Origin of the sequence: Serratia sp. EWG9, assembly GCF_019913725.1 — a bacterium.
Classification (GTDB): domain Bacteria; phylum Pseudomonadota; class Gammaproteobacteria; order Enterobacterales; family Enterobacteriaceae; genus Serratia; species Serratia ureilytica.
In genome coordinates, this window is sequence record NZ_JADNRO010000002.1 from 102,499 (window position 1) to 125,616 (window position 23,118).

A 23,118-nucleotide genomic window follows, 5' to 3' on the forward strand; every position below is an offset into this window, starting at 1 on the left:
CGATTAACGTTCCCGGCGGTAGCTGCCGTCGGCCTGGCGGCGGAACAGCGCCTGGCTGTTGTCCACGGTGGTGACCGATAGCGCGTTAATCATGCCGTTGGCGTCGCGTTCGATGCGCACTTCCTGACCGGCTTTCATGTTGCTCAGCGGCTTGTCGCCGCCTTCCACCTGCGCCATGGCGAACACCTCATTCACCGGCAGATTGTTGTCGCGAAACAGCTGGGCCAGCGTCTGGCCGGGCTGGATCTGATAACGCTGCCAGTTGCCCGCCGGCGTCGGTTCGTTGGCCGGCGTGGCGGCGCCACCGCCGTTTTGCAGCTCAGCCTGCAGCGGCACGCTGGTTTCCTGCTGAGAGACCGGGAACGGCTGTCTTTCGGGCGAGTAGGGCCACAGCAACGCCAGCAGCAGAATGATGCCGAAGATCAGCACCCAGCGGCGGTGAAAGTAGGGCAGTGGTTCCATCCAATGGAAACCGTCCGGCAGATGCCAGACTTTGGCCAGCAGCGCTTTGACCCGCTGCATCTTGTCGTTGGCCGACGGCGGTTCCGATGGCGACTCCGCGTCTTCCTGCGTGGGTGCGGCGCCGGGTTTCAGGCGCTGGCTGATGTTCAGCCAGGTGCGCAGCAGCGGCTGGTAGATGCGGGTGGTTTTCCTTTTCCTGGGCGCGATTCTGCCCATGGTGACCTCTCTTCGACGGCGTAATAATAAGCGCGGCGCGGCAAGCGCGTCGCCTGCCCGATATCCTGCTTTCAGTATAGTCCGCTAACTGATTGAAGTGAAAGGCGGCTGAGCGGCAGGGCCGGGGTTTGCGGCTGCGGGCGTTAACAGAAGGTTATTGTTTCTTTTTCTACGACAAAAGTCATCATTCTCCACACAAGATTTTACCCGGCATTGACGCGCTGTTATGCTGCGCTTTCGACTTTTTACAGACTTAAGGAAAACCCCATGACAACCCCTTCTTTTGACAGCGTTGAAGCGCAAGCAAGTTACGGGATTGGTTTACAGGTCGGCCAGCAGCTGCAAGAGTCCGGGCTGGAAGGTTTGCAACCGGAAGCTTTGCTGGCGGGTCTGCGCGACGCGCTGGAAGGGAATGCCCCGGCGGTTCCGGTAGACGTGGTGCACCGTGCGCTGCGTGAAATCCACGAGCGTGCGGATGCGGTGCGCCGCGAGCGCCAGCAGGCGATGGCCGTTGAAGGCCAGAAATTCCTGGACGACAACGCCAAGCGCGACGACGTGACGCTGACCGAGTCAGGCCTGCAGTTCTCCGTACTGGAGCAGGGCAACGGCCCAATCCCGTCCCGTCAGGATCGCGTGCGTGTGCACTACACCGGCCGTCTGATCAACGGCGACGTGTTCGACAGCTCGGTTGAACGCGGCCAGCCGGCAGAATTCCCGGTCAGCGGCGTGATCCCAGGCTGGATCGAAGCGCTGACCCTGATGCCGGTCGGTTCCAAATGGCAGCTGTATATCCCGCACAACCTGGCCTACGGCGAGCGTGGCGCAGGCGCGTCCATCCCGCCGTTCAGCGCGCTGGTGTTCGACGTCGAGCTGCTGGAAATCCTGTAATCCCACCGAGGATTACTCTGGGCGCCTTCGTGGCGCCCTTATTTTATGCGCCGCGCAAACGGGCGATGAATGGCCGGGCGAGCCGGCCAGTGACAGTGAGTTACTTACCGCTTAAATCGATGCGATAAACCGCGAAGCCGATGCTGTCGCTGCCTGCGGCGCTCATCGGGTATTGGGCGTGCTCTTTGATAAACTTCGTCGCTTTGTCCGAAGGCGAGGTCTCGAAGCGGATATCCAGCGGCTGCTTGCTGCTGAAGTTAGCCAAACGCCAATTGTTGTCCGCCTGCGGGCGCACCGCGCCATGCCGCTGGGTTTCGGCGGTGATGTAGGCCGCCAGCACCGAGCGGTTTTCATCCGGCGAAGCGAAGGCGATATGTTTGTCGCCGGTGCCGGCAAACTTGCCGCCGTAGGCGCGGTAGTTGTTGGTGGCAACCAGGAAGGTGGCGTTCGGATCGATCGGCTTGCCGTTGAAGGTCAGCTGCTTGATGCGCTCCGCCTTAGCGTTGATCAGCTGGCATTCGCCGTCGTAGCGCGCCGGTTGGCTGACGTCGATCTGGTAGTTGACGCCGTCGATCACGTCGAAGTTATAGGTGCGGAAGCCGTCCCAGTTGATCAAGCCTTGTGGCTTGGCGCTGTTGACGTCGATCTGGTTGAACTGGCCGGCGGAGCACTCCAGCCACTCTTTCACCTCTTTGCCGCTGGCCTTCACCACCACCAGCGTATTGGGATAGAGATAGAGATCGGCGGCGTTGCGGAAGGTGAGCTGGCCTTTTTCCACTTCGACGAAGCTGGCGGGGTCGTTCTTGCGGCCGCCGACCTTGAACGGGGCCGCCGCGGACAGCACCGGCAGATCGGCCAGGTCCGGGTCGCCCTGGATGTAATGTTCGACGTAGGCCTTCTGCGCATTGTTGACGATCTGCACCGTCGGATCGTCCTGCACCAGCGCCAGGTAGCTGTACATGTTGCCGTCGGATTTACCGATCGGCTGGCTGACGAACTCGCGCGTGCCTTTGTGATCGTCCGCCAACACCTTCACCAGCGCGGCATCTTCCGCCGCCAGCGATTTCTTGTTCTCTTTGTCGTAGATCGGCCGCGCTTCCGCTTTGGCGGCGGTCACTTTCCAGCTACCGCCATCGTTGTTGAGCTGCAGATCGACCACGCCGAGATGGTCGCCCCATTGGCCCGGCATCACCGCCGGTACGCCATTCAGCAGGCCTTTGTCGATATCCGCGCCTTTGATGTTGGCGAAGTCCTTGCTCGGGAACACCGCGTGGGCGTGGCCGAACATGATGGCGTCGATGCCGGGCACCTGGCTGAGGTAATAGACCGAGTTTTCCGCCATCGCCTTGTAAGGCTCGCTGGACAACCCGGAATGCGGGATCGCCACCACCAGATCGGCGCCCTGTTTACGCATCTGCGGCACGTAGCGCTTGGCGGTGGCGGTGATGTCGTCCACCGTCACTTTGCCCTGCAGGTTGGCTTTGTCCCACACCAGGATCTGCGGCGGCACGAAGCCGATGTAGCCGATGCGCAGCGTATGCGCCTTGCCATCGCGATCCTTCACCGGGGTATCGACGATGATGTATGGCGTGAACAGTGGTTTTTGCGTTTTGGCGTCGATGACGTTGGCGTTGATGTACGGGAATTTGGCGCCGGCGATGGCGTTCTTCAGGTAGTCCAGCCCGTAGTTGAACTCATGGTTGCCGATGTTGCCGACCACATAGTCCAGCGTGTTCATCGCCTTATAGACCGGGTGCACGTCGCCCGGTTTCAGCCCCTTGGCCGCCATATAATCGCCGAGCGGGCTGCCCTGAATGATGTCGCCGTTATCCACCAACACCGCGTTGGCGGCCTGCTGGCGCGCCTGTTGGATCAGGCTGGCGGTGCGCACCAGGCCGAACTTGTCGGTCGGCGTGTCCTTGTAGTAATCGAAGTCCATCATGTTGCTGTGCAGATCGGTGGTTTCCAGCACGCGCAGATCGACGGTGGCCGCCTGCGCCGAGGCGCATACCAGCAGCGCAAGCGCGGACAGCGTCAGTGGATGCTTCATCATTTGGGGTTCTCTCCATTCCATTATTCGAGTGTTGTCGCAGAGGGAAATGTAATTAACACTGCTTGCCACAGTAAACTGTGAAGTGTGGCAGAAAACGGCGGCGGGTAACGCGGGGAAGTTCACAGTTGTGCCCAACAAGATCTGAGGAATTCCCGCGGCTTAGCCGGTTGAGATGGATATTCGGCGTAAAAAAAACTAGTCTGCTAGCAGAGACAGAGGAATTCCACGGAGATGCAGAGTTGAGGTGCATGATGTTAGAGCGAATTTGCCAACTGTCCCGCGAGGCGGGGGCGGCGATCATGGCGGTGTACGACGGTGAACAACCGCTTGATGTCGCACAGAAAAAAGATGACTCACCGGTGACGGCGGCCGATCTGGCGGCGCATCACATCATCAAGCGCGGCCTGGCGGCCCTGACGCCGGAGGTGCCGCTGCTGTCGGAAGAGGATCCGCCGGCGTGGGAAGAGCGCCGCAACTGGACGCGCTACTGGCTGGTCGATCCGCTGGACGGCACCAAAGAGTTCTTGCATCGCAATGGCGAGTTCACGGTCAATATCGCCCTGATTGAAGACGGGCAGGCGGTGATGGGCGTGGTGTACGCCCCGGCGATCGACGTGTTGTATCTGGCGGAGCGCGGCAAGGCCTGGAAAGAAGAGAAGGGCGTGCGGCAGGCGATCGGCGTCAGCAACGCGCATCCGCCGCTGGTGGTGGTGAGCCGCTCGCATATCGACGACGAATTGAAAGACTATCTGCAGCAGTTGGGCGAGCACCAGACCGTGTCCGTCGGTTCCTCACTGAAGTTCTGCCTGGTGGCGGAAGGCAAGGCGCAGCTCTATCCGCGCTTCGGGCCAACCAATATTTGGGATACCGCTGCAGGACACGCGGTGGCGGTGGCCGCCGGGGCGCAAATTCACGATTGGCAGGGCAAGCCGTTGCTCTATACCCCGCGTGAATCTTTCCTCAACCCCGGCTTCCGGGTTTCGCTGTTCTGAGTCAGTTCGCCAACAGCTGGTGCAGCTTGGACATCACCTGCTGCACCTCTTCCGGCGTCAGCGCGCCGTCTTTGGCGAACTGAATGCGCCCTTGCTTATCCAGCACCACGATGGCGGAACCTTTCGGCTGCAGATCCCAGGCTTTGCGCACGTTGCCGTCGCTGTCGACGATAAACTGCGACCACGGGAACTCTTTCTTGCTGTCTTCGATGCTGCTGCGCACGAACATGGCGGTGCCCATCAGGGCATCGTCGGTGTTGACGATTGTCGTCGTTTGGTAACGATCGTGTGGTAGCTTCGCCTTCTTAATCGCTTCAATCAGTGGGTCGTTCATGTCTTTGGCGGAGCTGCGGCCGGCAATGTGCTGTATCACCCGCACTTTTCCACTGAGCTGCGCGCTGTTCCAATTCTGGTAGCTAAAATTACCGTCAGCGTAATTGAGCTCTCCTTTATCGCTGACGCCAACCGGCGCCACGCGCTGCTGGAGCTGGAAGTTGTGCGCGGAAGCGAAAAGCGGGGCGAGCAGCAGGGATACCATCAGCATGCGACTTGTTTTCATGCTTTCTCCTTGTAAATGGGGGAATTTGTGCGACAGCACTTCGACAGCCTAAAGCATAGGATGTGATAAGAGGTCTGTCCTGTTAACCGGATCGCAGTTTTTCCCTTGGTTCGCTAATCATCAGATTTTGAAGGGATATCCTGAAAACGTTATAAATCATCATATACAATTCTGTCAAAAAGTGTAAATCCAGTGCAGATCACCGGGCGGAAGTGAACGATCTGGTCTTTACTGGGTCTACTACATGCAATCAAGTTGCGTTCTGAATTTCGAGGCTGCCACCTTTGGCGGCTCGCTGAGCGCATGGATCAACGGGAGGAGCGTAAAAGAATGAGAATCTTCCAGCGTTATAACCCTTTGAAAGTGGCGAAGTACGTTAAGACCCTGTTTCGCGGAAGGCTGTATATCAAGGACGTGGGCGCATTTGAATTCGACGAGGGGAAAATCCTGCCGCCGAAGATTCGCGACAAGCGCCATTTCAGCGTGATGTCCGAAGTGAACCGCCAGGTGCTGCTGCTGCAGGCCGAGGTCGGCTGAACACGGCGCTGACAGCGGTAAAAAAATGCGGCCCCGATGGGGCCGCTGATGTTTTTGTCCTTCGCGCCGTCAGGCCGCAGGCGTGTCGTCCGGCGCTTTCGGCAGCACCGCCGCCGGTTTGTCGCTCAGTCGGGTGACCAGCAGCTGATCTATCTTGTAGCTGTCGATATCCACCACTTCGAACTTGTAGCCGGCGTATTTGACGAAGTCGGTGCGTTTCGGGATCTTGCGCAGCATGTACATCATAAAGCCGCCAATGGTTTCGTAGTTGCCCGCCTGCGGGAACTCGTCGATATCCAGCACGCGCATCACGTCGTCGATCGGCGTGCCGCCTTCAATCAGCCATGAGCTTTCGTCGCGCGCCACGATCTGCTCTTCCTGGCCCTGGCCGACCAGATCGCCCATCAGCGTGGTCATCACGTCGTTAAGGGTGATGATGCCCACCACCAACGCATATTCATTGAGGATCACCGCGAAGTCTTCGCCGGCGGTTTTGAAGCTTTCCAGCGCTTCGGACAGCGTCAACGTGTCCGGCACGATCAGCGCCGAGCGGATCTGCACGCCGCTGCTCAGCACCAGGCTCTGGTTGCCCAGCACGCGGTTCAGCAGGTCTTTGGAATCGACGTAACCCACCACCTGATCGATATGGCCGTCGCACACCAGGAACTTGGAGTGCGGATGGGTCGAGACCTTCTCCTTGATGCTCTCTTCGCTTTCGCGCAGATCGAAGTACACCACGCTTTCGCGCGAGGTCATCGAAGACGGCACGGTGCGCGATTCCAGTTCGAACACGTTTTCAATCAGCTCGTGCTCCTGCTTGCGCAGCACGCCCGCCAGGGCGCCGGCTTCCACCACCGCGTAGATGTCATCGGAGGTGATGTCGTCTTTACGCACCATCGGCAGCTTGAACATGCGGAAGATCAGGTTGGCCATGCCGTTGAAGAACCACACCAGCGGGCGGAAGATCATGATGGAGAAACGCATCGGGTTGATGATCCGGACGGCGACCGTCTCTGGTGCAATCATACCGATGCGCTTCGGGGTCAAATCGGCGAACAGGATAAACAGGCTGGTCACCAGCACGAAGGAGCAGATGAAACTGACCTGTTCCGCCAGTTCGGGCGACAGGAAGCGATCAAACACCACCTTGAACGTGGGGGAAAAAGCCGCGTCGCCGACGATACCGCCGAGGATGGCCACGGCGTTCAGGCCGATCTGCACCACGGTGAAGAAGATGCCTGGGGTTTCTTGCAGTTTAAGCACTCTGGCGGCGTTGATGTTGCCTTCGTCCGCCATCAGCTTCAGTTTAATCTTGCGCGAGGCGGCCAGAGAGATTTCCGACAGTGAGAAAAACGCACTCACCGCGATCAGAAAAAGAATCAGTAAAATACTGTTTAACATAATCTATCCATACGTGCCGACGGGATGCCGGCGCTCTTGAGGAAGGGTAGTACATAGTAAAAAAAGCAGCGATAACAACCAGAAGGGAAGCTATCGGGCCGCAGAAGCGGCCCGTACAGTATAGCAGTTGCCCCACAGGGGCCGCCAGCGGTTAAAAAAGTGCCGCCGGCCGGCATCGGATCAGCCCTGCGGCGGCAGGCAAACGCCGATGCCGCCCAGCCCGCAGTAACCTTCCGGATTTTTGAACAGGTACTGCTGGTGATCGTCTTCCGCATAATAGAACGGCAGCGCCGGCGCGATCTCGGTGGTGATGACGCGCTTGTCGCCCGCCGCCGCCATCGCCTGCTGGAAGCGTTGCAGGCTGCTTTCCGCCTCGGCCTGCTGCTCTGGGCTCAGCGTGTAAATCGCCGAGCGGTACTGCGTGCCGACGTCGCCGCCCTGGCGCATGCCCTGCGCCGGATCGTGATTTTCCCAGAACACCTGCAGCAGCTGCTTGTAGCTGACGACCTGCGGATCGAACACCACGCGCACCACTTCGGCGTGGCCGGTCTGGCCGCTGCACACTTCGCGGTAGGTCGGGTTTGGCGTGTAGCCGCCGCTGTAGCCGGCGGCGGTGCTGTAGACGCCCGGCTGTTGCCAGAACAGACGCTCAACGCCCCAGAAACAGCCCATGGCGAAGATCGCCACTTCCATGCCGGCCGCACCTGAGTCATCGAGTGTTCGGTGACGACGTTGAGCGTTGCGACAGGCATTGGCGTGGTGCGGCCAGGCAGCGCGCTTGCCTTATCGACGGTTTGTGATTTATCAAAAAATGGCACCACGGTTGACTCCTGTTGTCACAGTAAGAATTGACCCTACATGGCGGCGGTTCGGTTGTATCTCACCGCGTCTTTGCCCACAATAAGCGGCAAGTGGGATTTTGTATAAGCTTAACGCAGTATTTTGAGCGCCAAAAGTGAAGAATTCGCCTGTTGCGCGGCGGCAAAGCGCGGCGGGCGGCGTCCGGAAGAAGGTTGAAGAGGGCTGCCGTCATGATAGCGCGGAGTCTGCCCTGGCCCCGGAGCGAACACCATAACAGGAAAGTAAAATCAATAAGGAGAACACGTGCCAAAGTACCCGGTCATGTGCTTGATATCTGTGTTGCTTGCGGCACCTGCAGCCTATGCGGCCAACGTGCGGCTGCAGGTGGAGGGGTTAAGCGGAGAGTTGGAAAAAAACGTCCGGGTGCGGCTGTCGTCGATCACGCCTGAAGAGGTCGGCACCGACGGTCGCTTCCGCGCACGGGTGGATGAGGCGGTGCGCCAGGGGCTGCGCGCGCTCGGCTATTACCAGCCGACCATCGAGTTTACGCTGGACGATCGGCCGGGGATGTCGCGTCCGGTGCTGCATGCCAAGGTCAATCCGGGCGAACCGGTGCGCATCGCCGGCGCCAACATCGTGCTGGAAGGTGGCGCGAAGACCGATGAGGACTACCTGGCGCTGGTAAAGAAGGATCGGCCGACCATCGGCGAGATCCTCAACCACGGCAAGTATGACAGTTTCAAAGGCTCGCTGACCGGCCTGGCGCTGCGCAAAGGCTACTTCGACGCCGACATGACCAAAAGCCAACTCGGCGTGGCCGAAGATCTGCACAAGGCGTTTTGGGATATCGATTTCAACAGCGGCGAACGTTACCGTTTCGGCAAGGTGAAATTCACCGGTTCGCAAATCCGCGAAGACTATCTGCAAAATCTGGTGCCCTTTCATCAGGGGGATTACTACAGTTCGGAGGATTTGGCCGAGCTGAACCGCCGTTTGTCCGCCACCAACTGGTTCAACTCGGTGGTGGTGTCCCCTGATTTCAACGATGCCAAAGAGAACAAGATTTTGCCGTTGGAGGCGCTGGTAACGCCGCGTACGCGCAATACCATCGAAACCGGTATCGGTTACTCCACCGACGTCGGCCCGCGGGTGAAAGGCACCTGGAAAAAGCCCTGGCTCAACGATCGCGGCCACAGCCTGGAAACCAGCGCCAGCGTGTCGGCGCCGGAGCAGCAGCTGGATCTGACCTATAAGATCCCGCTGCTGAAGAATCCGCTGGAGCAGTATTACCTGCTGCAGGGCGGGCTCAAGAACGTCGATCTTAACGACACCAAATCCGTGACCTCCAAAGTGGTGGCTTCGCGCAACTGGGATCTCTCCAGCGGCTGGCAGCGGGCGATCAACCTGACCTGGCGCTGGGATAACTTTACCCAGGGCAACGTCAGCAACACCACCATGCTGCTGTACCCCGGCGTCAGCTTCAACCGCACCCGCTCGCGCGGCGGCCTGATGCCGACCTGGGGCGACAGCCAGCGCTACTCCATCGACGTATCCGACACCACCTGGGGCTCGGGCGTGGACTTCGCGCTGATGCAGGCGCAGAACGTCTGGATCCGCACGCTCGCCGACAAGCATCGTTTCGTGGCGCGCGGGCAGGTGGGATGGATAGAAACCAACGACTTCGACAAGGTGCCGCCGGATTTGCGCTTCTTCGCCGGCGGTGACCGCAGCATTCGCGGCTACAAGTACAAAGACATTTCGCCGCGCGGCGACGACGGCAAGCTGACCGGCGCCTCCAAGATGCTGACCGGCTCGCTGGAGTATCAATACAACGTGACCGGCAAATGGTGGGGGGCGATGTTCGTCGATTCCGGTGAAGCGGTGAACGATATCAAGCAGAGCAACTTCAAGACCGGCGCCGGCGTAGGCGTGCGCTGGCAGTCGCCGGTGGGGCCGGTGAAGCTGGATATCGCCGCGCCCGTGGGGGACAAGGACACTCACGGGATGCAGTTCTACATCGGTTTGGGGCCTGAACTATGAGCCTGGTTAAAAAGATTTGTCTCGGATTTCTGGTCGTCCTGCTGCTGCTGATCGGCGGGCTGGCCTTTCTGGTGGGGACCACCACCGGTTTGCATATGGTCATCAACGGCGCGGCGCGCTGGGTGCCGGGGCTGGAGATCGCCGGCGTCAGCGGCGGCTGGCGCGATCTGACGCTGAAGGGCGTGAAGTATCAGATGCCGGGCGTGACGGTCAACGCCGGGCAATTCCATCTGTCCCTCGATCTCTCCTGCTTTAAACGCAGCTCGCTGTGCGTCAACGCCTTGACTGCTCAGGACGTGGACGTGGCGGTGAACACCAAAGAGATGGCGCCCTCCGCGCCGGTGGAGGAGAGCAGTGAGCCGACCACCAATCTCAGTACGCCTTATCCGATCACCCTGCGCCTGCTGGCGCTGAACAACGTCAAGGTCACCGTCGACGATACCGCCATCTCTCTGGCCGAGTTCCGCACCGGCGCGCAGTGGCAAGAGCGCGCGCTGACGCTGATGCCGACCAAGATCGGCTCGTTGCTGATCGCCTTGCCGAAAACGCCGCAAAATCCGTTGCCGGAAGCGGTGCAACCGGCGGTCGAGGTGGCGAAAAAGGTCGGTGAGCAGGTTACCGACGCGGCGAAACCGGCGCCGCAGCCGGAAGAGAAGCCGCTTGGCGAAACGCTGAAGGAACTGTTCGCCAAACCGCTGTTGCCGGATCTGCCGGACATCCGCCTGCCGCTGGATATCACCGTGAAAGAGATCAGCGGCGAACAGCTGCGCTTGACCGGCGATACCGACGTGCTGATCACGAGTCTGTTGCTGCAGGCCAGCACGCAGGATCAGCATATCCAGCTGGACAACTTCGACGTGAAGTCGCCGCAGGGTACGCTGTCGGTGCAGGGGCAGGCGACCCTGACCGGCGATTGGCCGGTGGCCCTGACCGCCAACAGCGCGTTGAACATCGACCCGTTGAAGGGCGAGAAGGTGAAGCTGAACATCGGCGGCGGGTTGCGTGATGAGCTGAAGGTCGCGCTGAACCTGTCCGGCCCGGTCGGCGCCCAGCTCGATGTGCAAACCCGGCTGGCCGAAGCCGGCCTGCCGCTGGCGCTGACGCTGCAGAGCAAACAGCTGAAATGGCCGCTGAGCGGCGAGGCGCAGTACCAGGTTAACGATTTCCGCCTGCGCTTTAACGGCAAGGCGACCGACTATGCGTTGTCGACGCGCGCTAATCTGAAAGGTCAGGATCTGCCGCCGGCGGTGCTGACGCTGGACGGCAAAGGCAACGTCGAGCAGTTCAAGCTGGAGCGCCTGCGGCTGGCGGCGCTGCAGGGTAATACCGATCTCACCGCGCTGGTGGACTGGAGCAAGGCCATCAGCTGGAACTCGCAATTGACGCTGAGCGGCATCAATACCGCCAAGCAGTGGCCGGAATGGCCGGCGAAACTCGACGGCAAGATCACCACGCGCGGCAGTCTGCACGGCGGCAGCTGGCAGCTGCAGGTGCCGGTGCTGCAGCTGGACGGCAACGTGAAGCAGAACAAGGTCACGGCGCGCGGCACGCTGAGCGGCAACGCCGCCGGGCAGTGGAAAATCCCCGGCATCGATCTGACGTTGGGGCGCAACCAGCTGAACGTCAAAGGACAGCTGGACGAGAAGAGCTGGAACCTGGACGCCAACATCGACGCGCCGCGTCTGGACGGCGCGCTGCCGGGCCTGGGCGGCACCGCCAAAGGGCTGCTGAAGCTGCGCGGCAATCTGCAGGCGCCTCAGCTGCTGGCGGATTTGACCGCCTCCGGTTTGCAGTGGCAGGCGCTGCGCATCAACCGGGTGAAGATCGACGGTGACGTGCGCTCCACGGATCAGATCCAGGGGCAGCTGGCGGTACGCGTCGAGCAACTGAAGCAGGACGCGCTGGAAGTCAGCCTGCTGACCCTCGACGCCAAAGGCAGCGAGAAGCAGCATCAGCTGCAGTTGAAGATCGACGGTAAGCCGGTCTCCGGCCAGCTGGCGCTGCAGGGCAGCTTCGATCGTCAGCAGCAGCGCTGGCGCGGCAATCTGAACAATACCCGCTTCGATACGCCGGTGGGGGAGTGGCGCCTGACGCGCGCCATCGCGCTGGACTACCTGAACACCGCGCAGAAAATCAGCATCGGGCCGCACTGTTGGCAGAACCCGAACGCTGAGCTGTGCGTGCCGAAGACCATCGAAGCCGGCCAGAGCGGCCAGGCCAGCGTGGTGCTCAACCGGTTCGATCTGGCGATGATCAAGCCGTTCCTCGGCCCGGAGACCGCCCTGAGCGGCGTGTTCACCGGCCGGGCCGACGTCAGCTGGAAACCGGGCGGCGCGCTGCCGGAGGCGAAGGTCACGTTGGCCGGCAACGGCGTCAAGGTGGTGCAGCAGGTGCAGGGCAACGCGCTGCCGATCGCCTTCGATACGCTGACCCTCAACGCCGGTCTGAACAACGGCCGCGCGCAGGCCGACTGGCGGATCAAACTGACCAACAACGGCCAGTTCGACGGCAATATCCAGGTGGCGGATCCGCAGGTGCGGCGCACCATCAGCGGCAACGTCAATATCACCAACATTTCGTTGGCGCTGATCAACCCAGCGCTGATGAAGGGCGAAAGCGCGGCGGGCATGCTGAACGCCAACCTGCGTCTGGGCGGCAGCGCGCAGAAGCCGCTGGTGTTCGGGCGTCTGGCGTTGGATCGGGCGAAGGTGCAGGGCCACTGGATGCCGTTCGATATGACCGACGCGCGGCTGGCGGTGAATTTCAATGGCATGACCTCGACGCTGGAAGGGCTGCTCAGCACCACGCGCGGCCAGCTGAATCTGGCGGGCGATGCCGACTGGCGTGACATCAACGCCTGGCGTGCGCGCATTGCCGCCAAGGGCGACAAACTGCGGGTGACGGTGCCGCCGATGATCCGCATCGACGTGTCGCCGGATCTGGTGTTCGAAGCCACGCCGCAGCTGTTCTCGCTCAACGGCAAGGTCGACATCCCTTGGGCGCGCATCACGGTGCAGGAGCTGCCGGAAAGCGCGGTGGGCGTCTCCTCCGACGAAGTGATGCTGGACGACCAGCTGAAGCCGATTCAACCGAAGACCGCCTCGATTCCGATCAACAGCAACCTGATGATCCACGTCGGCAATGACGTGCGGCTGGACGCCTTCGGCCTCAAAGCCCGCTTGAAGGGTGATTTGAAAGTGGTGCAGGACAAGAAAGGGCTGGGCCTCAACGGCCAGATTGACATCCCTTCCGGTCGCTTCCATGCTTATGGTCAGGATTTGATCGTGCGTAAAGGGCAGCTGATGTTCTCCGGCCCGCCGGATCAGCCGCTGCTCAATATCGAAGCGATCCGCAACCCGGAATCCACCGAGGACGACGTGACCGCCGGCGTGCGCGTGACCGGCCTGGCGGATGCGCCGAAGCTGGAAGTGTTCTCCGATCCGGCCAAATCGCAACAGGAAGCCCTGTCTTATCTGCTGCGCGGCCAGGGCTTGAACAGCTCAGGCGCCGACGGCAACGCCATGACGTCGATGTTAATCGGCATGGGGGTTGCACAAAGTGGTCAACTTGTGGGTAAAATCGGCGAGGCATTCGGCGTGAGTAATTTGGCTCTGGACACTCAAGGGGTTGGCGACAATTCCCAGGTTGTCGTGAGCGGCTATGTCCTCCCAGGCTTACAAGTAAAATATGGGGTGGGCATTTTCGACTCGCTGGCCACGCTGACGTTGCGTTATCGCCTGATGCCTAAGTTGTATCTTGAAGCGGTGTCTGGTCTCGACCAGGCATTAGATTTGCTCTATCAGTTTGAGTTTTAGCGATGCGAATAATTGTCTACGGCAGTTTACGGCGCAAACAGGGAAACAGCCATTGGATGACCAACGCCCAATGGCTCGGCGAGCACGAGCTCGAAGGCTATCAGATTTACAATCTGGGCCATTACCCGGCGGCGATCCCTGGAGAGGGCACGATACATTGCGAGGTGTATCGTATTAACTCATCGATTCTGGCAGAGCTGGACGAACTGAAAAGCAACACCAAGGACTATAAGCGCGAGCTGATTCAGACGCCTTATGGGAGTGCGTGGATCTACCTGTACAAACACAGCGTGGACGGTTACCCGCGAATTACCAGCGGTGACTGGCTGAAGCGTCTCGAAGAACAGTAAGAAAAAAAACACCGCTCAATGAGCGGTGTTTTTTCATCGGACGGCGGCAGGATTACTTCTTGGCAGCGCGTTCGAAGGAGGCGATGATTTCCGCTTTAGCCGCGGCAGCGTCTGCCCAGCCTTCCACTTTCACCCATTTGCCTTTTTCCAGATCTTTGTAGTGCTCGAAGAAGTGAGCGATCTGGGCTTTCAGCAGTTCCGGCAGGTCGTTCACGTCTTTCACGTGATCGTACTCTTTGGTCAGCTTGCTGTGCGGCACCGCAACCAGCTTGGCGTCTTCACCGGCTTCGTCGGTCATTTTCAGCACGCCAACCGGACGGCAGCGGATCACGGAGCCCGGCTGCAGCGGGTATGGGGTTGGAACCAGCACGTCAACCGGGTCACCGTCCAGAGAGAGGGTGTGGTTGATGTAGCCGTAGTTGCACGGGTAGAACATCGCGGTGGACATGAAACGGTCAACGAACAGCGCGCCGGTTTCTTTGTCGATTTCGTATTTGATTGGATCGGCGTTGGCCGGGATTTCGATTACTACGTAGATGTCTTCCGGCAGGTCTTTGCCAGCAGGGACCAGATTCAAGCTCATGTCGGTTTCCTTTAATCATCAAACCAGAAATGGAGTGGCGGCTATTATAGCGGACTCTTTTGCGATTTCCTGCCCTTTTCATCGTCGAAAACCCCGCGCGCCGACGCAGGGAGAATTTCCAGATTAATCCCGCTGCGGCATGAAGTTTTGCCTCCGCCTGCCGATAACTTCAACAAACAATAATGAGCCAGCAAAGCTGGCTCCGCGTTTTGCCACCCCTACTACGTCTGATCTCACTATTCTGAAGCCGGGAAGAACTCATGCTAAAAAAGATTACGGTGAAGGCTGGGCTGATCGCCCTGCTGAGCCTGATGACCATGCTGCTGATCATGGTCAGCGTTATTGGCGTCAACGCGATTAACGAAGGATCGCGCTCGATCCATACCTTAAACCAGATCCTCGGCGAAGAGCTGGGCTCGCTGGCCAACAGCTCCAACCTGACGCTGCGCGCCCGCACCGCCGCCTCGCTGGCGGTGCGCCAACGGGAGATCGGCCAGACTGATGTCTCCGACGCCACCGTGGGCCGCATCTACGGCTACCTCGAGCAGTCGAACAAGGAAATGGCGCGCTTTGTCGGCGTCGGCACCGTGACCGAGCGCGGCCGCGAACTCTCCAGCCGCCTGCAAAACAGCTATCGCGCCTATCTGGAGCAGGGCGTGAAGCCGATGGCCGCCGCCATCAAGGCCGGCAAGATCGATGAGTATTACCATATCCAGGAGACGCGCATTTCCGCCCTGAGCATCGCGTTTGAAAAGGATCTCACCGATTTCCGCAGCTTCGCCATGAAGCTCGGCGAGAAGCAGGTGTATGAGGCGGAAAGCAACGCCAGCACCAAGATCTCGCTGATCGTGGTGGCGGGCCTGCTCAGCGTGCTGTTGGCGTTGCTGGCCTGGTTCGCGCTGCGCGTGATTATCCTGCGTCCGCTGGACGAGTCCATCGCGCAGCTGGAACACATCGCCGGCGGCGATCTGACCCACGAGATCCGCGGCGAGGGCGATACCGAGATGGGGCGCCTGGTGCGGGCGATGCAGCGTATGCAGCAGGCGCTGGCCAGTTCGGTCAGCAAAGTGCGCGACGCCAGCAGCCAGATCGACACCGGCTCGCGCGAACTGGCGGCCGGCAACCTGCATCTGGCGCAGCGCACCGAAGAATCGGCCGCGTCGCTGGAAGAGACCGCCGCCAGCATGGAACAGCTGACCTCGACGGTGAAAATGAACGCCGAGAACTGTGAACAGGCCAACCAGCTGGCGCTGAGCGTGTCCGATATCGCCAACCAGGGCAGTGAGGTGGTCAGCCAGGTGATGAGCAAGATGCAGGCGATCACCGACAGCTCGCGCCGCATCGCCGATATCATCAGCGTGATGGATGGCATCGCCTTCCAGACTAACATCCTGGCGCTGAACGCGGCGGTGGAAGCCGCGCGCGCCGGCGAACAGGGCCGCGGTTTCGCGGTGGTGGCCGGTGAAGTGCGCAACCTGGCGCAGCGCAGCGCCCAGTCGGCGAAAGAGATCAAAGGGCTGATCGAAGCGTCGCAAAACCGGGTGCAGGAAGGCGAACAGATGGTGGAGTCGGCGGCGCAGACCATGAGCGGCATCACCGGTGAAGTGGGCCGGGTGACGGCGTTGATGCGTGAGATCTCGGCGGCGACGCGCGAACAAAGCAGCGGTATCGAACAGGTGAACCTGGCGGTGGCGCAGATGGATCAGGTGGCGCAACAGAATGCGGCGCTGGTGGAGGAGTCTGCAGCGGCGACGCGCTCGCTGGAAGATCAGGCTCAGCTGCTGGCGCAGAGCATGGCGGCGTTCAAGCTGTAAGGCAATAAGGGTTCGGCAAGGCGCCGAACCCTGGCAAAGAACGCGTTACTCGTCCGGATTTTCGGCGATGAAGCGTTCTGCGTCTTCCACCATCGACTTGGTGCCGACGAAGAATGGCGCGCGCTGGTGCAGTTTCACCGGCGTGATGTCCAGAATGCGGTTTTTGCCGTCGCTGGCCTTGCCGCCGGCCTGTTCGGCCAGGAACGCCATCGGGTTGCATTCGTACAGCAGGCGCAGCTTGCCTTGCGGGTGGCTGGCGGTGCTTGGGTAGATGTAGATGCCGCCTTTCAGCAGGTTGCGGTGGAAGTCCGCCACCAGAGAACCGATGTAGCGCGAGGTGTAAGGGCGCTGCGTCGCTTCATCCTGCTCCTGGCAGTATTTGATGTATTTCTTCACGCCGAGAGGGAACTTGATGTAGTTGCCTTCGTTGATGGAATACATGTTGCCGCTCGCCGGGAAACGCACTTTCTCGTGAGAGAGACAGAACACGCCCAGAGACGGATCGTACGTGAAGGCGTGGACGCCGTAACCGGTGGTGTACACCAGCATGGTGGACGAACCGTAAACCACGTAACCCGCTGCGACCTGGGCGCTGCCCGGCTGCAGGAAGTCTTCTTCGGTCACCGGCGTGCCGACCGGCGTGATGCGACGATAGATAGAGAAAATCGTACCGACCGAGACGTTGACATCAATGTTGGACGAACCGTCCAACGGATCCATCAATACGACATACTTGGCATTTTCAGCTCGCTCGCCGTCGAATATCACGATTTCATCTTCTTCTTCGGAAGCGATACCCGCAACTTCACCACGCGCTTTCAACGCCGCTTTCAGTTTTTCGTTCGCGTACAGGTCCAGTTTCATCTGAACTTCGCCCTGTACGTTGGACACCCCGCTGGTCCCCAGAATATCAACCAGGCCGGCCTTGTTGATGTCGCGGTGAATGATTTTGGCGCCCAGTTTAATGGCAGAAAGTAACGCGGTCAGCTCGCCGGTGGCGTGCGAGAAGTCGTGCTGTTTCTCGACGATAAATTCGCCTAACGTTTTCATGACACAATCCCTGAATCTACGGATGGATAGCGGCCTGTTAACAAACCGCCAACGTTTTCGCGAGCAGTGTAGCCCAAAGATGCGCGCCATTCATAGGCAAATCCATTTCTTCTGGACGATTCTGAGCGTTAGAATATGCCGACATTCGATGCACTCACATGAGAAACCTATGCGCATTCACATTCTTGGGATCTGTGGCACCTTTATGGGCGGGCTGGCGATGCTGGCGCGCTCACTGGGGCATGACGTCACCGGTTCGGACGCCAACGTCTATCCGCCGATGAGCACGCTGCTGGAGAACCAGGGGATCGATCTTATTCAGGGTTATGATCCGGCCCAGCTGGATCCGGCGCCGGATCTGGTGATCATCGGCAACGCCATGACGCGCGGCAACCCGTGCGTGGAGGCGGTGCTGGAGCGTGGTATCCCTTACGTTTCCGGCCCGCAGTGGCTGCACGACGCCGTGTTGCGCGATCGCTGGGTACTGGCGGTCGCCGGCACCCACGGCAAAACCACCACCGCCGGCATGGCGACCTGGATCCTCGAAGCCTGCGGCTACCAGCCGGGCTTCGTCATCGGCGGCGTGCCGGGCAACTTCGACGTCTCGGCTCGCCTCGGCGGCAGCCCGTTCTTCGTGATCGAGGCCGACGAGTATGACTGCGCGTTCTTCGACAAGCGCTCCAAGTTCGTGCACTACAGCCCGCGCACGCTGATCATGAACAACCTGGAGTTCGACCACGCCGATATCTTCGACGATCTGAAAGCCATTCAGAAACAATTCCACCACCTGGTGCGCCTGGTGCCGGGCAAAGGCAAGATCATCCTGCCGGACAACGACAGCCACCTGAAGCAGGTGATGGCGATGGGCTGCTGGAGCGAACAGGAGCTGGTGGGCGAAGAGGGCACCTGGCGCGCGCAGAAGCTGACGCCGGACGCCAGTCATTACGCGGTGTTCCTCGACGGCGAGCAGGTTGGCGAAGTGAACTGGGCGCTGGTGGGCGAGCACAACATGCATAACGGCCTGATGGCCATCGCGGCGACCCGTCACGTTGGCGTGCAGCCGGCGGACGCCTGCCGTGCCTTGGGCGACTTCATCAACGCCCGTCGCCGCCTGGAGCTGCGTGGCGAAGCCAACGGCGTCACGGTCTACGACGATTTCGCGCACCACCCGACGGCGATCCTGGCCACTCTGGCCGCGCTGCGCGGCAAGGTAGGCGGCACGGCGCGCATTCTGGCGGTGCTGGAGCCGCGATCCAACACCATGAAAATGGGCATCAGCAAAAACGATCTGGCGCCTTCGCTCGGCCGTGCCGATGAAGTGTTCCTGTTCCAGCCGCATCACATTCCGTGGCAGGTTGCGGAAGTGGCGGATGCCTGCGTGCAGCCGGCGCACTGGAGCGCGGATCTCGACACGCTGGTGGAGATGGTGGTGAAAACCGCACAGCCGGGCGACCACATTCTGGTGATGAGCAACGGCGGTTTCGGCGGCATTCACGATCGCCTGTTGGACGCGTTGGCGAAAAAGCAGGAACCGAAGGTGACCTACTGATTGTTCAGCCGCATAAGCCAACCTAAGGGCCGCATTCGCGGCCTTTTTTACGCCCATAAAAAAGCCCTCGCGAGCGAGGGCAACGGGGTTCGTCGGATAGGACGACGAGAGGGTCTCTGGGAAATCGGCGTTTGCGTCAGAACTCGGCAGTGGCAGTGACGAGGGTAATCAGCTCTGCAAAGCCGTTCCCAGAGTTGTTATTTGTAAATCTCGGCGGTGGCGTGGTAGTTGCCTTCGTTACGCGCTTCGATCACGCGGTAAGCGGTCGCGCCTTTAGCATCGGCTTTCTCCGACAGCGCCTGGCGAATGTCGGTCGGTGCGCCGTCGATACCGCTGACGGTAATGGTGCCGATAGATTGCAGATTGGCGGTCTGATCGTTAGTCACCAACTGGGCGGCAGACGCGCCAAAGGAGATGACAGACAGCAAACCGAGTGCAGCGAGAGTAGTTTTCATGTTCATGATAGCGATCCTTGGTCATAACAGCCTGGAAGGGCTTGGCAGCGATTTTTATTCTTGAAGGCCGTTATGACAGCGTTTGATTCCAGAGATGTATTGCCCGTTGCCGGGTAATGCCGGTACTTATTTGTAGATTTCAGCGGTCGCGTGGAAGTTGCCGTCGTTGCGCGCTTCGATCACGCGGTAAGCGGTCGCCCCTTTGGCGTCGGCTTTATCGGACAGCGCCTGACGAATGTCGGAAGGCGCAGCGGCGACGCCGCTCACGGTGATCACACCGGCGGGCTGCAGTTTTGCGGCCTGGGTTGCGTCAACAGATTGTGCTGCGAATGCGCCAAAGGAAAGCATGGACAGAACGCTCAGGGTTGCAACGGTAGCTTTAATTTTCATCATCTCACCTCATCGTATTCTTTTATCAGTTCCAACGAACTGTGATTCAGTTCACGAAAATGAGTATACAGCTAGTAACGCCAAAAATTAATAGTTCGCTAACAGTTTCTAGTGAAACTTTAAACCGATGAACCTTATTTTTTATAACTACAAGGAATAAAAAACGCTCATAAAACGATCTTTCGATGTTAAATTTATGTAATTTCAATAAGGTAAGTGCTTTTGACCAAAAGTGCGGAAGATCACAGTGGGTACTGCTGGTTACATGGATATGTCATGGAAATGTGTTGTTGCGGGATAAAAAAGCAGTGTTAAACGCGGTTGAAGGCCGGAAAGGTAACGCGAGGGTTAAAGAAGCGCTAACAAAATGCGGGCGGTAGCCGCACTTTGTTAGCGCCAGGTTTCACAGCTCTTGCTCGAACACGCCCAGGATCGCTTCATGCAGCTTCTGAGCGGTAAAGCCGCTGGACGGCGTGACGAAAATCGTGTCGTCGCCGGCGATAGTGCCGAGGATGCCCTGGGATTTGCCCAAGGAGTCAAGCAGGCGGGCGATCAGCTGTGCGGCGCCCGGACTGGTGTGGATCACCACGACGGCGTCGTTATGGTCGACGTCCAGCACCAGGTTCTTCAGCGGGCTGGTGGTGGTCGGCACGCCGAGTTCGGCAGGAAGGCAATACACCATTTCCATTTTGGCATTGCGCGTACGTACCGCACCGAACTTGGTCAGCATGCGCGATACTTTGGATTGGTTAATGTTTTCGAAGCCTTCTTCTTGCAGCGCCAAAACGATCTCGCCTTGAGAACTGAATTTTTCTTCTTTCAATAACGCTTTGAACGTCTTGATCAGATCTTCCTGTTTTGCGGGATTACGCATTTTGCACCGTGGAATGTTGATAATGGAAGTCATGATTATGCATATAGATGAATTTTTATGCAACAAAGGCCGACCCAAAGAAAATAAACATGACCGGGCGGCGAGGAAAGGGCGGCATTTTAACAAAATCCGGCCGTGATGAATATGCCCTTTTGACGTCGGAAAATCGGCCTGCGCTGGTAAATAAAATGTTATTAAAATGATGTTGTTCTGATGTTGCGTAAGGGTGTAATGTAACGGCCGGTTAACTTGCTCGTGAATAACCTCGCACTATTTTTGATTAGTGTGCGCTATGCCCTTCATGCGTAAGCGATTTAATCTAAAATGGGCGCGACAGCGGTCATTTTATTGCACCTGCAGGCAACAATTAGCTAATTTATTGTTTTTAAAGGTGTAATAATTTAAGGTCCGTCACCAACACATTCACGGCGCTTTATATATTTAAGACAATAAAGGAGTATAGGATGAAAGTTGCAGTTCTCGGTGCTGCTGGCGGTATCGGCCAGGCCCTCGCCCTTCTACTCAAAACCCAGCTTCCTTCAGGTTCTGAACTCTCTCTCTACGACATTGCCCCCGTTACCCCAGGCGTTGCCGTCGACTTAAGCCACATCCCAACCGCAGTTAAAATCAAAGGCTTCAGCGGCGAAGACGCGACCCCGGCTCTGCAGGGTGCGGACGTGGTGCTGATTTCCGCCGGCGTGGCCCGTAAGCCAGGCATGGATCGCTCTGACCTGTTCAACGTTAACGCCGGCATCGTGCGTAACCTGATTGAGCAAGTGGCGAAAACCTGCCCGAAAGCCTGCATCGGCATCATCACCAACCCGGTTAACACCACGGTCGCCATCGCGGCGGAAGTGTTGAAAAAAGCCGGCGTTTACGACAAGAACAAACTGTTCGGCGTGACTTCGCTGGATATCATCCGTTCCAACACCTTCGTGGCCGAGCTGAAAGGCAAGCAGCCGGAAGAGCTGAATGTGCCGGTCATCGGCGGCCACTCTGGCGTGACTATCCTGCCTCTGCTGTCGCAGATCCCTGGCGTGAGCTTCACCGATCAGGAAGTAGCGGATCTGACCAAACGTATTCAGAACGCCGGCACCGAAGTGGTGGAAGCCAAAGCCGGTGGCGGGTCTGCTACGCTGTCCATGGGCCAGGCGGCCGCGCGTTTCGGTCTGTCTCTGGTGCGCGCACTGCAGGGCGAGAAAGGCGTTGTGGAATGCGCTTACGTTGAAGGCGACGGCAAATACGCTCGCTTCTTCGCACAGCCGCTGGTGCTGGGTAAAAACGGCGTTGAAGAACGCAAGGATATCGGCACGCTGAGCGCCTTCGAACAGAAAGCGCTGAATGAGATGCTGGACGTGCTGCACAAAGATATCGAACTGGGCGAGAAGTTCATCAATAACTGATCGTCGCCGATAGTCAGCCGATAAACGCCGCCGGACGCTGTTCCGGCGGTTTTTTTTGCCCCGCGTTCACGATTTGATGCGGGCTTTTCGATCCAGCAGGCAATCGCTGTGCGGATCATAATAGCGGCTTGGCCAGATCTCCGATGGGTGGATGCCGATTGCTTCGGCGATCAGCCATTCCCCCTTCGGCCAGGGACGCGACAGCGCGTTGGCCAGCGTTGATGAGCTTAATCCGGCCTTGCGCGACACCGCCGCCAGCGTGGTGCCCTGTTTGCGTAACGCCGCGATGATATCTGCCGGATGCCAATCTGGGTTCCTTGAATTCATGTTTACATTCCTTTTCTGATTAGCCAAAGTTGCGTTAGTGGTATAACTAACGGATCAGGGTTAGGCGTTTGAACAACGTGAAACGCTTATTCGGAAACAAGAATACCATTAAATTTCCTAAAAAATACCCAAGTAATTTCCAAAAATGACTTTGCCCACTATTGCCCAGAGATGATGGCTATGAAAAACGAGTGGTTTGCCGCCAAGGAACTGACAGGCATCGCAGGATTACCTTCCTCACCACAGGGAATCAATCTGATGGCCCGGCGCGAAGGCTGGATAAGCCGCAGGCGTAAAGGCGTGCAGGGAAAAGCGTTGGAGTATCATATCGACAGCCTGCCGCCTGGCGCGCGCAACCTGCTGATGCTGAAAGAAGATGGGGCGGCGTATGACGTAGAACGCCAGGATCCGTTAGCGGTATGGATCGAGTATTACTACCATTTGACGGAGAGCGAGCGCGAGAAAATGGTGGCTTTCCTGATGCGGGAAGGGATAGGCGGCCTGCTGGCGCGCATTGACGAAGAGAACAATACCTAGACAGGCCCGCATCAGCGGGCCT

20 protein-coding genes and 1 pseudogene are annotated in these 23,118 nt (G+C 59.0%); 10 read left to right on the forward strand and 11 right to left on the reverse strand.

Annotation, left to right across the window (positions count from 1 at the left end):
- Nucleotides 1-3: 3 nt before the first annotated feature.
- Entirely contained in the window at nt 4-678 is a 675-nt protein-coding gene (locus tag ITX55_RS05940) for an OapA family protein (RefSeq protein ID WP_108680086.1), read from the reverse strand.
- 267 nt (nt 679-945) lie between these two features.
- Here ITX55_RS05940 and fklB point away from each other — a divergent pair, with 267 nt between their 5' ends.
- A complete protein-coding gene (fklB, locus tag ITX55_RS05945; RefSeq protein WP_004933618.1) occupies nt 946-1,566 on the forward strand; it encodes an FKBP-type peptidyl-prolyl cis-trans isomerase in 621 nt (206 codons plus the stop codon).
- A gap of 100 nt (nt 1,567-1,666) precedes the next feature.
- Here the strand turns inward: fklB and ITX55_RS05950 are convergent, their stop codons facing one another.
- A complete protein-coding gene (locus ITX55_RS05950; protein ID WP_033651488.1) occupies nt 1,667-3,619 on the reverse strand; it encodes a bifunctional 2',3'-cyclic-nucleotide 2'-phosphodiesterase/3'-nucleotidase in 1,953 nt (650 codons plus the stop codon).
- A 251-nt stretch (nt 3,620-3,870) separates the two neighbouring features.
- Here ITX55_RS05950 and cysQ point away from each other — a divergent pair, with 251 nt between their 5' ends.
- Nucleotides 3,871-4,611, forward strand: a complete 741-nt coding sequence (gene cysQ / locus ITX55_RS05955; protein WP_033644177.1) for a 3'(2'),5'-bisphosphate nucleotidase CysQ — start codon at nt 3,871-3,873, stop codon at nt 4,609-4,611.
- A gap of 1 nt (nt 4,612) precedes the next feature.
- On the opposite strand, the gene ITX55_RS05960 is transcribed toward cysQ, so the two are convergent.
- Nucleotides 4,613-5,170: a YtfJ family protein gene (locus ITX55_RS05960; RefSeq protein WP_025159587.1), complete on the reverse strand. Its 558-nt coding sequence runs from the start codon at nt 5,168-5,170 to the stop codon at nt 4,613-4,615.
- A 330-nt stretch (nt 5,171-5,500) separates the two neighbouring features.
- Between ITX55_RS05960 and ITX55_RS05965 the strand changes: the two genes are divergently transcribed.
- Entirely contained in the window at nt 5,501-5,707 is a 207-nt protein-coding gene (locus tag ITX55_RS05965; RefSeq protein WP_033641639.1) for a DUF1107 domain-containing protein, read from the forward strand.
- A gap of 69 nt (nt 5,708-5,776) precedes the next feature.
- On the opposite strand, the gene ITX55_RS05970 is transcribed toward ITX55_RS05965, so the two are convergent.
- Together ITX55_RS05970 and msrA are read right to left on the reverse strand one after the other, a co-directional pair.
- Complete coding sequence (locus ITX55_RS05970) at nt 5,777-7,108, reverse strand: hemolysin family protein (RefSeq protein ID WP_042783527.1); 1,332 nt, start codon at nt 7,106-7,108, stop codon at nt 5,777-5,779.
- Between the two features lie 180 nt (nt 7,109-7,288).
- A pseudogene (gene msrA / locus ITX55_RS05975) lies at nt 7,289-7,929 on the reverse strand (peptide-methionine (S)-S-oxide reductase MsrA).
- A gap of 301 nt (nt 7,930-8,230) precedes the next feature.
- Here msrA and ITX55_RS05980 point away from each other — a divergent pair.
- The 3 genes from ITX55_RS05980 to ITX55_RS05990 are packed head-to-tail and all read left to right on the forward strand — an operon-like array spanning nt 8,231 to nt 14,114.
- Nucleotides 8,231-9,949: an autotransporter assembly complex family protein gene (locus ITX55_RS05980; protein WP_187048896.1), complete on the forward strand. Its 1,719-nt coding sequence runs from the start codon at nt 8,231-8,233 to the stop codon at nt 9,947-9,949.
- Nucleotides 9,946-13,764, forward strand: a complete 3,819-nt coding sequence (locus ITX55_RS05985) for a translocation/assembly module TamB domain-containing protein (protein ID WP_033641644.1) — start codon at nt 9,946-9,948, stop codon at nt 13,762-13,764. The genes ITX55_RS05980 and ITX55_RS05985 overlap by 4 nt, the downstream gene beginning before the upstream one ends.
- Nucleotides 13,765-13,766: 2 nt before the next feature.
- On the forward strand, nt 13,767-14,114 hold the full coding sequence (locus ITX55_RS05990) for a gamma-glutamylcyclotransferase (RefSeq protein WP_025159589.1): 348 nt from the start codon (nt 13,767-13,769) through the stop codon (nt 14,112-14,114).
- 52 nt (nt 14,115-14,166) lie between these two features.
- Here the strand turns inward: ITX55_RS05990 and ppa are convergent, their stop codons facing one another.
- Nucleotides 14,167-14,697 carry an inorganic diphosphatase gene (gene ppa, locus ITX55_RS05995; protein ID WP_004933594.1) on the reverse strand — a complete coding sequence of 177 codons (531 nt, stop codon included), beginning with the start codon at nt 14,695-14,697 and terminating at the stop codon, nt 14,167-14,169.
- Between the two features lie 260 nt (nt 14,698-14,957).
- Here ppa and ITX55_RS06000 point away from each other — a divergent pair, with 260 nt between their 5' ends.
- Nucleotides 14,958-16,511: a methyl-accepting chemotaxis protein gene (locus ITX55_RS06000; protein WP_033651483.1), complete on the forward strand. Its 1,554-nt coding sequence runs from the start codon at nt 14,958-14,960 to the stop codon at nt 16,509-16,511.
- A gap of 45 nt (nt 16,512-16,556) precedes the next feature.
- Here ITX55_RS06000 and fbp read toward each other — a convergent pair whose 3' ends face one another.
- Complete coding sequence (gene fbp / locus ITX55_RS06005; protein ID WP_004933587.1) at nt 16,557-17,561, reverse strand: class 1 fructose-bisphosphatase; 1,005 nt, start codon at nt 17,559-17,561, stop codon at nt 16,557-16,559.
- A gap of 169 nt (nt 17,562-17,730) precedes the next feature.
- Between fbp and mpl the strand changes: the two genes are divergently transcribed.
- Complete coding sequence (mpl, locus tag ITX55_RS06010; RefSeq protein WP_033651482.1) at nt 17,731-19,110, forward strand: UDP-N-acetylmuramate:L-alanyl-gamma-D-glutamyl-meso-diaminopimelate ligase; 1,380 nt, start codon at nt 17,731-17,733, stop codon at nt 19,108-19,110.
- Nucleotides 19,111-19,307: 197 nt separating this feature from the next.
- Here mpl and yhcN (ITX55_RS06015) read toward each other — a convergent pair whose 3' ends face one another.
- The 3 genes from yhcN (ITX55_RS06015) to argR all read right to left on the reverse strand — a co-directional run bounded on the left by yhcN (ITX55_RS06015) (nt 19,308) and on the right by argR (nt 20,829).
- Nucleotides 19,308-19,571, reverse strand: coding sequence for a peroxide/acid stress response protein YhcN (gene yhcN, locus ITX55_RS06015; RefSeq protein WP_025305042.1), 264 nt, complete (start codon nt 19,569-19,571; stop codon nt 19,308-19,310).
- A gap of 120 nt (nt 19,572-19,691) precedes the next feature.
- Nucleotides 19,692-19,955 carry a peroxide/acid stress response protein YhcN gene (gene yhcN, locus ITX55_RS06020; protein ID WP_004933574.1) on the reverse strand — a complete coding sequence of 88 codons (264 nt, stop codon included), beginning with the start codon at nt 19,953-19,955 and terminating at the stop codon, nt 19,692-19,694.
- Nucleotides 19,956-20,358: 403 nt separating this feature from the next.
- Nucleotides 20,359-20,829, reverse strand: coding sequence for a transcriptional regulator ArgR (argR, locus tag ITX55_RS06025; protein ID WP_016929335.1), 471 nt, complete (start codon nt 20,827-20,829; stop codon nt 20,359-20,361).
- Between the two features lie 464 nt (nt 20,830-21,293).
- Between argR and mdh the strand changes: the two genes are divergently transcribed.
- Complete coding sequence (mdh, locus tag ITX55_RS06030; protein WP_033636811.1) at nt 21,294-22,232, forward strand: malate dehydrogenase; 939 nt, start codon at nt 21,294-21,296, stop codon at nt 22,230-22,232.
- Between the two features lie 66 nt (nt 22,233-22,298).
- On the opposite strand, the gene ITX55_RS06035 is transcribed toward mdh, so the two are convergent.
- On the reverse strand, nt 22,299-22,559 hold the full coding sequence (locus ITX55_RS06035) for a helix-turn-helix transcriptional regulator (RefSeq protein ID WP_004933567.1): 261 nt from the start codon (nt 22,557-22,559) through the stop codon (nt 22,299-22,301).
- A 180-nt stretch (nt 22,560-22,739) separates the two neighbouring features.
- On the opposite strand from ITX55_RS06035, the gene ITX55_RS06040 reads away from it, so the two are divergent.
- A complete protein-coding gene (locus ITX55_RS06040) occupies nt 22,740-23,096 on the forward strand; it encodes a DNA-binding protein (RefSeq protein ID WP_033651481.1) in 357 nt (118 codons plus the stop codon).
- Nucleotides 23,097-23,118: the final 22 nt, after the last annotated feature.

Excerpts from the sequence above, each read along its gene's own strand:
- cysQ (WP_033644177.1), top strand. The coding sequence starts at position 3,871 with ATGTTAGAGCGAATTTGCCAACTGTCCCGCGAGGCGGGGGCGGCGATC.
- ITX55_RS05960 (WP_025159587.1), bottom strand. The coding sequence starts at position 5,170 with ATGAAAACAAGTCGCATGCTGATGGTATCCCTGCTGCTCGCCCCGCTT.
- yhcN (WP_004933574.1), bottom strand. The coding sequence starts at position 19,955 with ATGAAAATTAAAGCTACCGTTGCAACCCTGAGCGTTCTGTCCATGCTT.
- ppa (WP_004933594.1), bottom strand. The coding sequence starts at position 14,697 with ATGAGCTTGAATCTGGTCCCTGCTGGCAAAGACCTGCCGGAAGACATC.
- ITX55_RS05970 (WP_042783527.1), bottom strand. The coding sequence starts at position 7,108 with ATGTTAAACAGTATTTTACTGATTCTTTTTCTGATCGCGGTGAGTGCG.
- fklB (WP_004933618.1), top strand. The coding sequence starts at position 946 with ATGACAACCCCTTCTTTTGACAGCGTTGAAGCGCAAGCAAGTTACGGG.
- mdh (WP_033636811.1), top strand. The coding sequence starts at position 21,294 with ATGAAAGTTGCAGTTCTCGGTGCTGCTGGCGGTATCGGCCAGGCCCTC.
- ITX55_RS05985 (WP_033641644.1), top strand. The coding sequence starts at position 9,946 with ATGAGCCTGGTTAAAAAGATTTGTCTCGGATTTCTGGTCGTCCTGCTG.
- ITX55_RS05990 (WP_025159589.1), top strand. The coding sequence starts at position 13,767 with ATGCGAATAATTGTCTACGGCAGTTTACGGCGCAAACAGGGAAACAGC.
- mpl (WP_033651482.1), top strand. The coding sequence starts at position 17,731 with ATGCGCATTCACATTCTTGGGATCTGTGGCACCTTTATGGGCGGGCTG.
- ITX55_RS06040 (WP_033651481.1), top strand. The coding sequence starts at position 22,740 with ATGAAAAACGAGTGGTTTGCCGCCAAGGAACTGACAGGCATCGCAGGA.
- ITX55_RS05950 (WP_033651488.1), bottom strand. The coding sequence starts at position 3,619 with ATGATGAAGCATCCACTGACGCTGTCCGCGCTTGCGCTGCTGGTATGC.
- fbp (WP_004933587.1), bottom strand. The coding sequence starts at position 17,561 with ATGAAAACGTTAGGCGAATTTATCGTCGAGAAACAGCACGACTTCTCG.
- ITX55_RS06035 (WP_004933567.1), bottom strand. The coding sequence starts at position 22,559 with ATGAATTCAAGGAACCCAGATTGGCATCCGGCAGATATCATCGCGGCG.
- ITX55_RS05965 (WP_033641639.1), top strand. The coding sequence starts at position 5,501 with ATGAGAATCTTCCAGCGTTATAACCCTTTGAAAGTGGCGAAGTACGTT.
- ITX55_RS05980 (WP_187048896.1), top strand. The coding sequence starts at position 8,231 with ATGTGCTTGATATCTGTGTTGCTTGCGGCACCTGCAGCCTATGCGGCC.
- ITX55_RS06000 (WP_033651483.1), top strand. The coding sequence starts at position 14,958 with ATGCTAAAAAAGATTACGGTGAAGGCTGGGCTGATCGCCCTGCTGAGC.
- ITX55_RS05940 (WP_108680086.1), bottom strand. The coding sequence starts at position 678 with ATGGGCAGAATCGCGCCCAGGAAAAGGAAAACCACCCGCATCTACCAG.
- yhcN (WP_025305042.1), bottom strand. The coding sequence starts at position 19,571 with ATGAACATGAAAACTACTCTCGCTGCACTCGGTTTGCTGTCTGTCATC.
- argR (WP_016929335.1), bottom strand. The coding sequence starts at position 20,829 with ATGCGTAATCCCGCAAAACAGGAAGATCTGATCAAGACGTTCAAAGCG.